This is a genomic window from Bradyrhizobium sp. (assembly GCF_049519115.1).
GTDB lineage: Bacteria > Pseudomonadota > Alphaproteobacteria > Rhizobiales > Xanthobacteraceae > Bradyrhizobium.
In genome coordinates this window covers 94,401-108,828 of sequence record NZ_JBEKRB010000041.1, presented here as the reverse complement: position 1 = coordinate 108,828, position 14,428 = coordinate 94,401, and the positions used below count along the sequence as shown (strand labels likewise).

At 61.2% G+C, this 14,428-nt stretch carries 13 protein-coding genes and 1 pseudogene; 5 read left to right on the top strand and 9 right to left on the bottom strand.

Annotated features, from left to right (window positions below; translation table 11 throughout):
* The 3 genes and pseudogenes from ABSE61_RS26470 to lptF form a co-directional block, all read right to left on the bottom strand.
* Nucleotides 1-302: pseudogene (locus ABSE61_RS26470) on the bottom strand (LPS-assembly protein LptD); the annotation flags it as partial.
* On the bottom strand, nt 302-1,402 hold the full coding sequence (gene lptG, locus ABSE61_RS26465; protein ID WP_423874098.1) for an LPS export ABC transporter permease LptG: 1,101 nt from the start codon (nt 1,400-1,402) through the stop codon (nt 302-304). The pseudogene ABSE61_RS26470 and the gene lptG, both read right to left, overlap by 1 nt.
* Nucleotides 1,399-2,568 (bottom strand): LPS export ABC transporter permease LptF, encoded by a 1,170-nt coding sequence (gene lptF / locus ABSE61_RS26460; protein WP_423874097.1) that lies wholly within the window; start codon nt 2,566-2,568, stop codon nt 1,399-1,401. Before lptF ends, lptG begins: the two co-directional genes overlap by 4 nt.
* 364 nt (nt 2,569-2,932) lie before the next feature.
* Between lptF and ABSE61_RS26455 the strand changes: the two genes are divergently transcribed.
* The 3 genes from ABSE61_RS26455 (at nt 2,933) to ABSE61_RS26445 (ending at nt 5,573) form a co-directional block, all read left to right on the top strand.
* Nucleotides 2,933-4,435, top strand: coding sequence for a leucyl aminopeptidase (locus ABSE61_RS26455; protein WP_423874096.1), 1,503 nt, complete (start codon nt 2,933-2,935; stop codon nt 4,433-4,435).
* Nucleotides 4,432-4,884 carry a DNA polymerase III subunit chi gene (locus tag ABSE61_RS26450; RefSeq protein WP_423874095.1) on the top strand — a complete coding sequence of 151 codons (453 nt, stop codon included), beginning with the start codon at nt 4,432-4,434 and terminating at the stop codon, nt 4,882-4,884. Before ABSE61_RS26455 ends, ABSE61_RS26450 begins: the two co-directional genes overlap by 4 nt.
* Before the next feature lie 164 nt (nt 4,885-5,048).
* Complete coding sequence (locus tag ABSE61_RS26445; protein WP_423874104.1) at nt 5,049-5,573, top strand: hypothetical protein; 525 nt, start codon at nt 5,049-5,051, stop codon at nt 5,571-5,573.
* A 204-nt stretch (nt 5,574-5,777) separates the two neighbouring features.
* Here the strand turns inward: ABSE61_RS26445 and ABSE61_RS26440 are convergent, their stop codons facing one another.
* The 3 genes from ABSE61_RS26440 to ABSE61_RS26430 form a co-directional block, all read right to left on the bottom strand.
* Nucleotides 5,778-7,637 (bottom strand): ABC-F family ATP-binding cassette domain-containing protein, encoded by a 1,860-nt coding sequence (locus tag ABSE61_RS26440; protein WP_423874094.1) that lies wholly within the window; start codon nt 7,635-7,637, stop codon nt 5,778-5,780.
* A gap of 90 nt (nt 7,638-7,727) precedes the next feature.
* On the bottom strand, nt 7,728-7,913 hold the full coding sequence (locus tag ABSE61_RS26435) for a hypothetical protein (RefSeq protein ID WP_423874093.1): 186 nt from the start codon (nt 7,911-7,913) through the stop codon (nt 7,728-7,730).
* 194 nt (nt 7,914-8,107) lie between these two features.
* Complete coding sequence (locus ABSE61_RS26430; RefSeq protein WP_423874092.1) at nt 8,108-8,374, bottom strand: sulfur globule protein precursor; 267 nt, start codon at nt 8,372-8,374, stop codon at nt 8,108-8,110.
* 289 nt (nt 8,375-8,663) lie between these two features.
* Between ABSE61_RS26430 and ndk the strand changes: the two genes are divergently transcribed.
* Together ndk and ABSE61_RS26420 are read left to right on the top strand one after the other, a co-directional pair.
* On the top strand, nt 8,664-9,086 hold the full coding sequence (ndk, locus tag ABSE61_RS26425; protein ID WP_423874091.1) for a nucleoside-diphosphate kinase: 423 nt from the start codon (nt 8,664-8,666) through the stop codon (nt 9,084-9,086).
* A gap of 44 nt (nt 9,087-9,130) precedes the next feature.
* Nucleotides 9,131-9,874: a YjbE family putative metal transport protein gene (locus tag ABSE61_RS26420; RefSeq protein WP_423874090.1), complete on the top strand. Its 744-nt coding sequence runs from the start codon at nt 9,131-9,133 to the stop codon at nt 9,872-9,874.
* On the opposite strand, the gene ppx is transcribed toward ABSE61_RS26420, so the two are convergent.
* From ppx to ABSE61_RS26405, 3 genes are all read right to left on the bottom strand, one after another.
* Nucleotides 9,871-11,373, bottom strand: coding sequence for an exopolyphosphatase (gene ppx, locus ABSE61_RS26415; protein ID WP_423874089.1), 1,503 nt, complete (start codon nt 11,371-11,373; stop codon nt 9,871-9,873). The genes ABSE61_RS26420 and ppx overlap by 4 nt on opposite strands.
* 12 nt (nt 11,374-11,385) lie before the next feature.
* Complete coding sequence (locus tag ABSE61_RS26410) at nt 11,386-13,584, bottom strand: RNA degradosome polyphosphate kinase (protein WP_423874088.1); 2,199 nt, start codon at nt 13,582-13,584, stop codon at nt 11,386-11,388.
* Nucleotides 13,585-13,697: 113 nt separating this feature from the next.
* Complete coding sequence (locus ABSE61_RS26405) at nt 13,698-14,381, bottom strand: P-loop NTPase family protein (RefSeq protein WP_423874087.1); 684 nt, start codon at nt 14,379-14,381, stop codon at nt 13,698-13,700.
* Nucleotides 14,382-14,428 lie beyond the last annotated feature (47 nt).

Genomic DNA, 14,428 nt, shown 5'->3' with positions numbered 1-14,428 from the left:
ACGCTGGTGCCGTTGTAGAACAGCTGCACGTTGCCGACCGCCGACACCCGCGAGTTGTTGTAGTCGTAGTCGACCTCGTTGGCCTGCACCAGCATCTGCCCGTCATTCGCCGGACGCTGCGTGACCGGCTTGGGCGGTCGTGGATTGTAGGTGAAGCTTTGCGCGAACGCGTCCGTGGCGAGCCCGAAGGCGCCAGACAGCAGCAAGCCAAGAGCTACGGCCACCGCGCGCGCGCGACGACGCACGACAGCACCCTGGCGCAACGCGAGCAATCTTCCGCGGAGGGCGGCAATCACAGCCACTACCCGTCCTCCAAGTACAACAAGGCCAAAAAGCCGGTGAGGCCGCCAACGCATACCGGCAGCCACGCCGAAGCGATCGGATGCATCAACTCAGCCTTGCTCAAATCTTCAGTTACTTTGGACAAAACGTAGAGCAGAAAGCCGGCGCCCACGCCACTCAAAACCATCTTCTGAACACCGCCGAAACGGAAGAAACGCAGGCTTACACTGGCAGCCAACATGACCATCGCCGCCAGCAAAAAAGGCAGTGCAATCAGCTTGTGGTATTGCAACCGGTAGCCGGCCGTCGCGAAGCCGGAGCTTTCAGACGAGCGGATGTAGCCCGGTAGTTGCCAGAAAGACACAGTTTCGGGCGTGGAAAAGCTGTTCCGCACTTGGGCAGGCGTGAGGCTGGTGGCCAACGTGAAGTTGTCCTGGTCGACAGGCGGGTTATTCAGAGTGTATCGGCGCACCGATTTGAACAGCCAGTGCCCTTCCTCAAGGGTTGCCTGTTGCGCTTCGATTCGCTCCTGGAACTGATCGTTGTTGTCGAAGCGGAACACTGTGAGGCCGGTCAGCCGCACTCCCTGCTGTTCGCTGCGAGCGGCGTTGATGATGGCCTGTCCATCGCTATTGACCTGATTGATCCAGAAACCCGCCGCATCCTGCACGCCGCCGCCGCCGGGCGCGTTGCCGAACAGCTCCGCTTCCATCCGCTTGGAGAGTTCGCGCAGGTTGGCCGACATCGGATTGTAGGCCGTGGTGGCGAGGACCCCGAGCACCATCGCGCTGGCCAGTGCCGGCGCAATAAACTGCCACGCTGAAACGCCTGCCGCCCGCGCCACCACGAGTTCCAGCCGCCGGGAAAGCGCGAGGTAGCAGGTCATGGCTCCGATCAGGATGCAGAACGGCATCATCTTTTCGAGCAATTGGGGAACGCGGAACAGCGAGGTTTCCGCGACCGCAATCGCCGAGGCATCGACCAGCCCTGACGTCTTCCGCACCATTTCGATGTAGTCAACGAGCACCAGCAGTACGAAGATGGCGGCAAAGACGCCGATCGCCGCGACCACGAAGCGGCCGGCGAAGTAGCGTCCCAGCGTGTTGGTGACCATGCTCATGCGGCGGCCGGCCGTCCGAAGAGCCGCAGGATTCGTTCGTTCGACCGGTTGATGGCCTCGATCAGCCCTGCCGGCGGTTCGACGACGACGCCGTCGATGATGATCCAGAAGCTGACGCCGATGGCCGTCGCCAGCATCAGGTATTGGACGAGCGCTGCAAGCGGTGACTTCACCGTCAAGACCGAGCAGGCGAATCCGGCCATCCGCAATCCGAACACCGCGAGGATTGCGCCGCCCATCGAAAAGTTTCGGCTCTGTCGCGTCGTGCGCGGTGCGCCAAGAAAGGCAAAGGTAAGCGCGGCAAAGGCAAACGGATAGATCGGCGACATGAAGCGATCGTGCAGCTCGGCGCGAAATTGTCCGGACAGTTGCTGATAGATCGGGTCCGAATCTTCAGGAGTGAGCAATTCCCAGAGGTAGCGCTCGCGAATCCCCAGCGCGACATCATGGCCCTGGTTGGAGAACTTGGACATGTCGAAGCCATAGCGGCCGAACGCAACCAGTGCCGGATCGCGTTTGCCGACTTCGAAGCGTTCGAGATTTCCGTCCTCGAGAATCAGGAACGAACCACCCTCGTTCTTCACGACCGTGCCGTGATCGGCGACGATGCTGACGCGCTCCTTGGGATCGCGGCGGTCATCGATGAAAATGCCCTTGAGCAGGCCGCCCGGTTGCCGTTCGCGGATCCGGATCGTCAAATTCTGATCCAACTGGGCGAAGCGGCCCGGCTGCAAGACGTTGGTAAGAACGTCGGCCGTGATCTCCGCATCCCATTGCTTGATTCGGCGCAGGCCGTCGGGTGCCAGATAAGCGGCGATAAAGGCGACCAGCAACGCAACCACGCAGGTGGCAAAGATAAAGGGACGGAACAGGCGGATCGGGGAGAAACCGGCCGCGTTCATCACGATGATTTCCGAATCGGTCGCCAGCTTGTTCAGCGTGTGCGAGATCGAGATCATCAGTGCGATCGGGGAGATGATCAGAACCAGCGCCGGAATCACGAGGCTGGTGATGCCGAGGAAGGTCAGGATGGTCTGACCCTGGCTCGTCATGAGATCGATGCCGCGCAACGCCTGCGTAATCCAGATCACGCCCGTGAGGCTGATCAAGACCACCGCAAACGACGCTAGCGTCGTGCGGAAAATATACCTGTCGATCGACCCCATCGTTATCGCACGATCCCACCTTGGCGCGCCTTTAGAGCGGTTTCCGTCCAATCCCGGATGGGATCCCCTTTGGCCGGTCCGCTCTCGTTCAGGCTCGCATATAGTCTCACTACCATCCCTTTGATCCATCAACAAAATGGCTTGGCCGTGGCGGGCTTGGGATATGGTTAATAATTCTCGCAATGTGGCGCTGCCGCCACGCTTATGGTTGGCAGTTTGGCCGAAGGCGGGCCATATTGCGCCAAAGCACGCTCTTGACGGATGTTGGCTACAGCCGGGGAGAGAATTTCACGATCATCCGGCCGTTTTCGCCCCCCGGCAGCGGCCCTGATTCACAGCCCCTGATTCTTTGGAGGACTTACGTATGACCGACGCCGTCAAGGTCGGCTTTGTCTCGTTTTCTGGCGCCCCGAGCGAAGTTCTGGTGGTTTTTTGCGACGATGGGCTCGAGTTCGGTCCTGCGACCCGGAAGACGCTGGGAGCCGCGGCCGATTTGATCAAGCAGGCGGCCCAAACCAATCAATTTAAGGGAAAAAACGGCGCGACCCTCGATATTTTGGCGCCGCAGGGTCTTAAAGCGAAGCGCCTCATCGTGGTGGGCGCGGGCAAGCCTGCCGAACTCAAGGAGAAAGATTTTCTGAAGCTCGGCGGCACGGTGGCCGGCAAGCTCCGAGCCGGGACCAAGACGGTGACGATCGTCGCCGAGTTGCCCAAGGCCGCTATGTCTGCCGATCAGGCCGCCGCGATCGCCGCCGGCATCCGCCTGCGGGCCTATACGTTCGATCGCTACAAGACCAAGAAAAAGGACGGCGAGGAAACGGCGCTGCGGGCCAGCGTATCGATCGCGGTGGACGACGTCGCGGCCGCCCGCAAGGCCTTCGCGCCCAACGCCCACCTGGTAGAAGGCGTCATCACCGCGCGCGACCTCGTCAACGAACCGCCCAACGTGCTGTTTCCGGTCGAATTCGCGCGCCGTGCCGCTCAACTGCGCAAGCTTGGCGTGGTGGTCGATGTCCTCGACGTCAACGCCATGAAGAAGCTCGGCATGGGCGCGCTGCTCGGCGTGGCGCAAGGCTCAACCCAGCCCGGACGCACGGTCATCATGCGCTGGAACGGTGGCAAGAAGGGCGATCAGCCGGTGGCTTTTATCGGCAAAGGCGTCTGCTTCGATACTGGCGGCATTTCGATCAAACCCGCCGGCAGTATGGAAGACATGAAGGGCGACATGGGTGGCGCTGCCTGTGTCGTCGGACTGATGCAGGCATTGGCGGCGCGCAAAGCCAAAGCCAACGTGGTCGGCGCGATCGGCCTGGTCGAAAACATGCCCGACGGCAACGCCCAGCGTCCGGGCGACATTGTGACCTCGATGTCCGGCCAGACCATCGAGATCATCAACACTGACGCCGAGGGGCGGCTCGTGCTGGCGGACGTGCTCTGGTACGTGGCCAAAAAGTTCAAGCCGAAATTCATGGTCGATCTCGCCACGCTGACCGGCGCCATCATGGTTGCACTTGGCACCGAATATGCGGGCCTGTTCTCCAACAATGATGAATTGGCCGAACGTCTGATGAAGGTTGGACTTGCGACCGGCGAGCGCGTCTGGCGCATGCCGCTCGGCCCGGAATACGACAAGCAGATCGATTCGCAATTTGCCGACATGAAGAACACGGGCACCCGTAACGGCGGTTCGATCACCGCCGCGCAGTTCCTGCAACGCTTCGTTGACGGTACGCCCTGGGCTCATCTTGACATTGCCGGCACGGCGATGGGCGCGCCAAAAACCGAGATCAACCAGAGCTGGGGTTCGGGATTCGGCGTTCGCCTGCTCGACCGGCTGGTGGCGGAGCATTACGAAGCCAAGCGATGACGGAAGTCCTGTTCTATCATCTGCAAGACGTGACGCTGGAGAACGTGCTGCCGCCGTTGCTCGAAAAATCCCTCGAGCGCGGTTGGCGGGTTGTCGTGCAGTCGACCTCGGAAGAACGCACCGAGGCGCTGGATGCCCATCTGTGGACCTATCGGGAAGATTCCTTTCTGCCCCACGCGACCTCGCGCGTCGCCGATGTCGGGGATCATCCGATTGTCCTGGCAGTCGAGGACAGCAATCCTAATCGGGCCAATGTGAGATTTCTGGTCGACAACGCAGCTCTGCCGGCGGACTCGGACCTCTACGACCGCGTCGTTCTGCTTTTCAATGGCGACGACGCAGATGCACTTGCCGCAGCGCGTCAAGCCTGGACCGACTGCAAGGCACGGGGATTCGATGTAACCTATTGGCAAGCCGACGAACGCGGCCGGTGGCAGAAACGGGATTAACCGGTTCCGCTACTAATGATAAACTATGGTTTTGGCCCGTGAGCCTGTATAAGGCCACGGTCGTGCCGCAAAGTGATGCTCGGACAATCGCTTAGGGCGAAGGGTGAGTCTAGTTCATCGTGCGAAACAAATACCTTCACTGGAAATCAGTACCGGCATTGCTTCTGCTCGCCCCTGTATTGGCGGGTTGCGGAGCGACGGCCTCCGATATTTTTGCCCCCGATATGATATCGAAGGATGCCGAATGGTTTTCCCGCAGCGGCCGCCTCTTCATCAAGAACGTCTCGATTGATACGCCGCCGCTCACGCCCGACAAGCCGGTCACGGCCGAAGATCTTGTCAGCACCGACGGCGCCTGCCCGGGAATGGCGTCTGCAAATATCCCGACGAATGCCAATGCGTTGTCGGATGGCCCAGCCGCTCCTGCGCCCTTGGCCACCGGTACGGTGGCGCTGGGTCACACCGAGTGTGATGTCGTCCGCGGCATAGGCGCGCCCACCGCCGTCAACATCTCCAACAGCCCACGCGGCGAACGCGTCGCGGTGGTCAATTTTTCGCAAGGCACACGCGCCGGCATTTACACCTTCACCGCCGGGCGGCTCACCTCGATCGAGCGCGGCGCCGAGCCGGTAGCTGAGCCGAAAGCCGTCAAGCCGAAAAAGAAAAAGCCGGCGCCGGCACCGACCTGATCGCATCTCGCATTCAATCCCCTTTCGACCAGCGGGCCGCCTAGTGCCGCCCATTTGAAGTCCCTGCACAACAAGCCGCGACTTCGATCCAGGAACTTCAAACAGAAAAGCGGCACTAGAATCATAGATTTGCTAGTGCCCTAACTTTCCGAAGTTCGTGAAAGGTGCTCGCTGAGGTGGTGCACGAACTTCGGAAAGTGGGCACTAGTCGAATTCCGAACTTGCTGCTAGCCAGGCTTCCTCAGCGCGGGTGAGGGCGTCGGCCGCGCCAGCGCGTGCCTTGCTGAGCTGAGCCGCCTGCTTTGGATCGCGGGTGAACAGATCGGGCAAAGCGAGTGCCGCATCGATCTTTTCGATGATGCCGCTGATCCGCGCCATTTCGGCTTCGGCCTCCGAAATCCGCTGTTTGAGCGGGACGCGTTTTTCCTTTGCTCGCGTACTCGCATCGTTTCGCTCGTTGCGATTCGGCGGGCGCTCGCGCGTCGGGACCTTTGCGCCGCGCGTGGACAACACGGCACGACGGTAGTCATCAAGGTCGCCGTCATAGCTCGTTACCATGCCGTCCGCGACGACCCACAGCTGATCGGCACAGGCTTCGATCAGATACCGGTCATGGGAGACCATGATGACGGCGCCGGGAAATTCGTTGATGGCCTCGGCAAGCGCCGCGCGGCTGTCGATGTCTAGATGGTTGGTGGGCTCGTCCAGAATGATCATGTTGGGGCCGAAGAAGGTCGCAAGTCCGAGCAGCAGCCGGGCCTTTTCACCGCCCGACAGATTCTTCACCAGCGTGTCGCCGGCCTTGCCGGAGAAGCCGATGGCGCCGGCGCGCCCGCGCACTTTGCTTTCGGGGGCATCGGGCAGCAACCTGCGAATGTGATCGTAGGGCGAAGCGTCGAGATTGAGTTCATCGACCTGATGCTGGGCAAAGTAGCCGACTGAGAGCTTTTCGGCCCGGATGACTTTCCCCGAAAATGGCGGAAGCCGGCCCGCAAGCAGCTTGACCAGCGTCGACTTGCCGTTGCCGTTGGCCCCTAGCAGCGCAATGCGATCGTCTGTGTCGATCCGCAGCGTTACGCGGTTGAGGATGGGCTTGTTCGGGGCGTACCCTACCGATACGTCGTCGACGGCGATGATCGGCGGAGACAGCATTTTTTCGGGCCGCGGAAACGCGATCTCGCGCACGTCCTGCGTGACGAGCGCCGTCACCGGTTTCATTCGTTCCAGCATCTTGACGCGGGACTGGGCCTGACGGGCTTTCGAGGCCTTGGCCTTGAAGCGGTCGACGAAGGCCTGCAGGCGCTTGCGTTCGTCGGCCTGGCGTTTGGCATGCTTGGCATCCAGGAGTTCGCGCGTGGCACGCTGCTCCTCGAAAGATGAATAGCTGCCTTTGTAGAGGGTGAGCTTGCCGCGATCGAGATGCAGAATCTGGTCGACCGAGGTCTCAAGCAGATCGCGGTCGTGGCTGATGACGATGACGGTGCGCGAGTAGTTGGCGAGATGATCTTCCAGCCAAAGCGTGCCTTCGAGGTCGAGATAATTCGTGGGCTCGTCCAGTAGCAACAGGTCGGGCGCCGCAAACAGCGTTGCCGCAAGTGCCACACGCATCCGCCAGCCACCGGAGAATTCCGAGCAGGGTCTGTTCTGATCCTCGGCGGAAAATCCGAGGCCGCTCAGGATCGCGGCCGCGCGGGCCGGCGCCGAATGTGCCTCGATATCCACAAGCCTGGTCTGGATTTCGGCAATGCGGGTGGGATCGCTGGCAACTTCCGCTTCGCGCATCAGCGTCTCGCGCTCGCGGTCGGCCTTCAATACGACCTCGATCAGCTTTTCCGGGCCGTTTGGCGCCTCCTGCGCAAGGCTGCCAATCTGCCAGCGGGGCGGTATGGCAATGGTGCCGGATTCGGTCGGCAGGTCACCACGAATCGCGTGAAACAGCGTCGACTTGCCGACGCCATTGCGGCCGACGAAGCCCACGCGTGCGCCGGGTACGATTTGCACCGAACTCTGGTCGATTAGAAGCCGCCCGGCGATCCGGACCGAGATATCGTTGATGGCGAGCATGCGGGCTTTTCACCGCAGCCGCTGCAAAACGCAACCCCGTATATTGATCAGGCAGCCCGGAAAAAATACCAACCGATGCCGCACATCATCCTAATGAGACTTCTGATCGTCAGCCTCGTCGCGCTTTCGCAATTCATCCACGAGATGCTGTAGATAGGGCGTGATTCCTGAATCCGGGCGCAGCGCCTGCTGCAGGCGTTCGCCCACAGCGTCGCAGATCGATCGGCTGGACCGGTGATCGAGCGGTTCACTATTGTCTGCGTTTAGGCTTTTCATGACCGGTTCCGTGCCCTGACGATCTCAATCAGGTGACAGCGTACCAAGTCTTCGGATCGGAATTTGTTTCCGTTTATCGATGGGTTCTTGGCTGTTTTGGCTAATTCTATATAAATTATCTATGTCATTGGAAGGGAACACCGCAGGCCCCGACCGCGTGAAGTCGGGGCCCCTGATGCTGCTCTCACGCAGACTCAGTAGCAGCGGTTGATCAGACGCCAGCGGGGTCCGAAGGGAGTAGGCACCAGCCGCCGCACGTAGCAGCCGCCATATCCGTCATTGTAGCCGTAGCCGTAATAGACAGGGCCGCCGGCAAAGAAGCGCGGTCCGCCCCAGCCATGATGCCATCCGCCATGCCACCCACCGTGCCAGCCGCCCCAGGCCGAGGCGGAGGTGGGCGCCAGCGCAGCCGCACCGAGTGAAACGGTGGCAATTAAAGCGAGCGAAAGTTTGCGTAACATCGTCGTCTCCTCAAGCTTGGGCGCCTGAAAGCGCCGTCGGTGAAAAGGACTTTTCCCTGAACGCCTTTTCGAAGTGGAGCGGCGTCCAGATGATGCAAACCTACGCCCGGGCAGGTGAATGAGAGCCGGACGATCGTTTCAGAAAGGGTTCATTTAGGTGAAATCGTCGTAATCCTGACTCCCGTCACAGGCCGGCGCGGGCCATTCCAGTCCATTGCGTCGCTTGCCGTGTACCGGCCGCACCGATATAAGCCCGCAACTTCCATCGGCGCTTTTCAAGGATGAAATCATGGCGATCGAACGCACCTTTTCCATCATCAAGCCGGACGCGACGGCTCGCAACCTGACCGGCGCCGTCAATGCGCTGATCGAGAAAGCAGGACTTCGCATCGTCGCCCAGAAGCGAATCCGGATGACACGCGAACAGGCGGAAACCTTCTATGCCGTCCACAAGGCGCGTCCGTTCTTCGGCGAACTGGTGGATTTCATGACTTCGGGTCCTGTGGTCGTTCAGGTGCTCGAGGGCGAAAACGCCGTTCTCAAACACCGTGACGTCATGGGCGCGACCGACCCGTCGAAGGCCGCCGAAGGCACGATCCGCAAAGTTCATGCGAAATCGATCGGTGAGAACTCGGTGCACGGTTCGGATGCCGCGGAAACGGCGGCAATCGAAATCGCCCAGTTCTTTTCCGGCAACGAGATTGTCGGCTGAGTACCGCCAATATCGGCGCGTTCCTCGCGCAAGTTCAGGCCGACATGCAGACGCCCGCATTCTGGCTGGCGGTCGGCAAGATCATCTGGATCAACGTTCTGTTGTCCGGCGACAACGCGCTGGTGATCGCGATGGCCTGCCGCGGCCTGCATGGCCGGCACCGGCTGTGGGGCATGATCATCGGCGCCGGCATTGCGGTGGTGCTCCTGATTGCCTTCACCGGCGTCGTCGCCACGCTGATGGCGCTGCCCTATCTGAAGCTCGCCGGTGGTCTCGCACTGCTCGTGATCGCGGCCAAACTGCTGGTGCCGGAAGACGAAAACAATGAGATCGCCGCCGGCGCCACGCTCTGGCAAGCGATCCGCATTGTCGTCGTTGCCGACATCATCATGAGCCTCGACAATGTGATTGCGGTTGCCGCCGCCGCAAACGGTGAACTCCCGCTTCTCATCCTCGGCCTTGCCATCAGCATTCCCATGATCATCGCGGGCGCTGCTCTCATCATGATGGTGCTCGACCGTGTTCCGATCCTGGTATGGCTCGGTGCAATGCTGCTCGGTTGGATTGCGGGCGACGTCATCAAAACCGATCCTGCCGTGCAACCTTGGCTACACCGGCTGCTCGACGGCACGAGCGCACTTCGTCTTGATGCGAACTCGACTATCTTAGGTGTGTCGCCGAATGAATTCGTCGGATATCTGGCGTCGGTTCTCGGAGCCATCACGGTTTTGGCGGCTGGAACGATTTGGCGGCGACGCCGGCTGAAACAGCTTGAAAAGCCGGCTTAACGCCTCACGATGGATCCGGAACGGCCGGCGAGCCGCGCGAGCTGCTTGAACCGGCTGCCGACGCGGTCGGCGACGAGGTCGACGAGCTTGTGCTCGAACACCAGCGTCAGCTTGCGGCCATGGCTGCGAAAATGCGTTGCCGACAACACACCGGGGCGTGCTGCCGAAATCAGATGGGCGACACGGAACGCCGCCCCCAGCATGCGTGCACGTTCCAGCATCGCGGGCGGCACCAGCGCCCGCATGGTCTCCGGCGGTTCGTTCTGTTCGCTCAAGCCCGCATAGCGATAGAAAACCGACAGTGCGACAAAGACTCGGCCTTGATGGCTGATCGAACCGAAGTTTCCATTGGTGATGAGGTTGAGGGTCTCCTCGCCGCGATGATCGGGATGCACCCGCCATCCGATATCCGACAACAGGCAGGCGGCGTGGCGCAAGCGGCGATCCTCTTCCGTCTCGCGCAGCTTGACGATCCGCACGAAGCGGTCGGTCCACTCGATCAGCTCCTGGGCATGCCTGGCGGATCGCGACAGCAGTTCGTTGAGCGTCTGGGCGGCGCAGATGAAACCGTCTTTGGTGCGCTCAGTGTCGGGAAGCATTTCGTAGAGCAGGCCTTCGCGCACACCGAAGGTCGAGAACACGATGGTTTTCGGCCGGACGACGCGGATGATGTATTCGAGCACCAGCGCCGCATAGGCGAGCAATGGCCGCCGTGCGTCGGCGATGACCTCGATATTGGCCAGCATGTCGGCTGCGACCAGACGGCGCAGCCGCCGAGCGAAGTCGAGCGCTTCCTGGGCGGGAATGGAGTAACCGTGCATCACGCCGAGCGGGTATTCGCTCTGAATGATGTGGATGCGCGCCAAGGCACGCCACGTTCCGCCGACCGCATAAAACGTGCGGCCGCGGCCCCTTTTGATCTGCTCGACATCGGAAAGCTCGGTCTTGACGATGCGTTCGGCGCGCTTCAACGATTTGTGCGACAAATCCTGCAACGCGAGGCTTCCGAGCGGAAGCGTCAGCCCGCCGCGAACGCGGTTGCCATGCACGTCGATCAGCTCCAGCGAACCGCCGCCGAGATCTCCAACGATGCCGTCCGGCCGATGCACGCCCGACACGACGCCGAGTGCCGACAATTTCGCCTCGCGCGGACCAGACAGGATTTCGATTTTCGTCCCGCAAATGCGCTCGGCCTTGGCGATGAAGTCCGGGCCGTTGCTGGCGTCACGGCAGGCGGCAGTGGCAACCGCATGAACGCGGCCGACTTTCATGACCCTGCACAGCGCCCGGAAGCGCCGCAGCGAGGTGAGGGCCTTCGTGACAGCGTCAGGTGCAAGCAGCCCGGTCGATTGCACCTCGCGGCCGAGACCGCACAGGGCCTTTTCGTTGAAGATCGTGATCAGGCTGCGGGCCATGGTCTCGTAGACGACGAGACGTACCGAATTCGAGCCGATATCGATGACTGCAACGCTTGACGCGCGCTTGCGCGCCCGCGTCATAGGGAAATTCCCTTATGACGGTTGCTGACGCTCGGTGCGCCGTGTGAGGCGACGGGGTGATGATTCCTGAAGTGACTTTCCACGGCCAGACAAACTCGGATTCGTCATGAAATAGTTGTGCAGATTGAAAGGTTCCTCGCCCTTCGCGGCCTTCATACGCGTTGAAGAACCGTCCGGCAACAATTGCCAGCTTTGCTCGGTATCCTTGAGATTGGCGAGCATGATTTGCTCGAGAACCTGCTGATGCACCGTCGGATTCTGCAACGGACAGAGCACCTCGACGCGGCGATCGAGGTTGCGCGGCATCATGTCGGCAGAGGAGATATACACAGCCGCTTTCGCGCTCGGCAGGCCTTGTCCCATGCCGAAACAGTAGATTCGGCCGTGTTCGAGAAAGCGGCCGATGATCGATTTGACGCGAATGTTTTCGGAAAGCCCGGGAATGCCCGGCCGCAGGCAGCAGATGCCGCGTACGACAAGTTCGATCGAAACACCGGCTTGGGAAGCTTCATAAAGCGAATCGATGATGTCGGGATCGACCAGCGAATTCATTTTCAGCCAGATCGCGGCAGGCTTGCCGTGCCGGGCAAAATTGGTCTCGCCCTGAATGTGCTCGATCATCCGCTTGCGCAAGGTGAGGGGCGACACCGCCATCTTCTCGATGTCGCTCGGCTCGGCGTAGCCGGTGATGTAGTTGAACACCCGCGCCGCGTCGCGTCCGATGATCGGATCGGAGGTGAAGTAGGACAGGTCGGTGTAGATGCGCGCGGTGACGGGATGGTAGTTCCCGGTGCCGGTGTGGACATAGGTGGCGAGATTGCCGCCCTCGCGCCGGACGACCATCGAGAGCTTGGCGTGGGTCTTCAATTCGATGAATCCGTACACGACCTGCACGCCGGCACGTTCCAGGTCGCGTGCCCAGCGGATATTGGCTTCTTCGTCGAAGCGCGCTTTCAACTCGATCAGAGCAGTCACCGATTTTCCGGCTTCGGCGGCTTCTGCAAGCGCCCGCACGATCGGTGAATTGTTCGACGTGCGGTAGAGGGTTTGCTTGATGGCGACAACGTCGGGATCTCGCGCGGCCTGTTGCAGGAACTGGACGACCACGTCGAAGGATTCGTAAGGGTGGTGAACGATGAGGTCTTTCTGCCGGATCGCGGCGAAGATATCGCCGCCGTGATCGCGGACCCGTTCGGGGTGGCGCGGCACATAGGGCGTGAATTCGAGATCGGGCCGGTCAAGCCGCGTCAGTTGCGACAGCTCGTTCATGGCGAGCACGCCATCGACCAGAAGCACTTCATCGTCGGCGGTGGAAAGCGCGCGCTGAACAAAGGCGCGCAACTCTTCGGGCATCTTGGCTTCCATTTCGAGGCGGATCACCGACCCGCGGCGTCGCCGCTTCAACGCCGTCTCGAACAGGCGAACGAGATCTTCGGCTTCTTCCTCGATTTCGAGTTCGGAGTCGCGGATGATGCGGAACGCGCCCTGGCCCTTGACGGTGTAACCGGGAAACAGTCGGCCGATGAACAGGCCCGTGGCCTGCTCGAGCGTGATCAACCGCACCGCGCTATCCTTGCCGGAGGGCATGCGAATGAATCGATCGATCTTGCCGGGCATGCGAATGAGCGCATTCATCGGCCTGCCATCGGCAACCCTCGCCAGTTGCAGCGCGATCGTGAAGCCGAGGCTCGGAATGAACGGGAAAGGGTGGGCGGGATCGATCGCGAGCGGCGTCAGCAACGGAAAGATGTTGTGAAGGAAATGATCCTCGATCCAGGCCCGCTCTGATTTGGTAACTTCGCGGCCTTCGACGAGCACGATGCCGACGTCCGCGAGAATTTTGTGCAGGTCGCGCCAGATCGCCTGCTGGTCGCTGGCGAGCTGGGAGACCGCCTCGTTGATCAGCACGAGTTGCTCGGCCGGCGTCAGCCCGTCGGGGCTGCGTTCGGCGATGCCTTCTCGGACCTGGGCCTTGATACCGGCGACCCGGACCATGAAGAACTCATCAAGGTTATTGGCGGAAATCGACAGAAACCTGACCCGCTCCAGGGCCGGATGCCCCGGATTGACCGATTCCTCGAGCACCCGGCGGTTGAAATGCAGCCAGGAAAGTTCCCGGTTGATGAAGCGTTCCGGGCTGCTGCTGATCGCGGGCGGGCTGCTGGTGCCGGTATCTTTTTCTGTTTTTACAATGGCTTGGGTGGATTCCATGAAGTTTCAATCCATTTCATATCAAGCCGCGAAGGGATGGCACGGACCATGGGATTTGGCGGCGACGTTTCAATGACATTGATGTTCGCCCCAAGAGTCCCGTCAAGGTGCGACTAGCCTGATGAGGCATGGCTTCGAAGCAGCTCGGCCGCCAGGGCCCGGGTGACCGGCCGCCCCTGCCGCAGGGCTTCGGTGTCCAGAAGCTCGACCGCCCGCCGCACGGCGGCGTAGGAACGCTCCAGACGGGTAGCCAGATAGCTCACCACACTCTCGTCGACGGTGAGTTGGCGATCGGCGCAGAATTTGACGATCAGGGCGCGAAACAGATGATCGTCGGGCGGCAGTAACTGCACACTCGGCACCGCACGCAGTCTGGAGCGCAAGTCGCGTAGTTCGGCCTCGATCGGCGCCATGCGCGCGGTCATCAGAACAAAGGCCCCGTCTTCACGCGCCAGGTTCAACAAATGGAACAGCGCGCGTTCGTCGATGTCGGCAGATTTCAAATCCTCGATCACGAGCGCACCTGTCGCCAGCGCGCCCGGGACTTCGGGAGCCGTCAAGGCATGCGCCGAAGTCGAGCGGGCGCCGGATTGCTCGGCCCAGATCGCGGCGAGATGGCTCTTGCCGGAGCCTTCCGGGCCAACCAGAAACATCACGCGGTTCGGCCAGTCGGGCCAGCTATCGATCAGCGCGAGGCCGGCGGTGTTGGCCGGTCCTTCCAGGAAGTTATCGCGCGTCAAGCTCTCGGCATGCGGAAGTGCAAATGCCAATTGACGAGGTTGAACGCGGCCTGCCACGCTAGAGCTCCGAATTCCCGGCCTAAGCCGGTACAAGAGATCCTCGA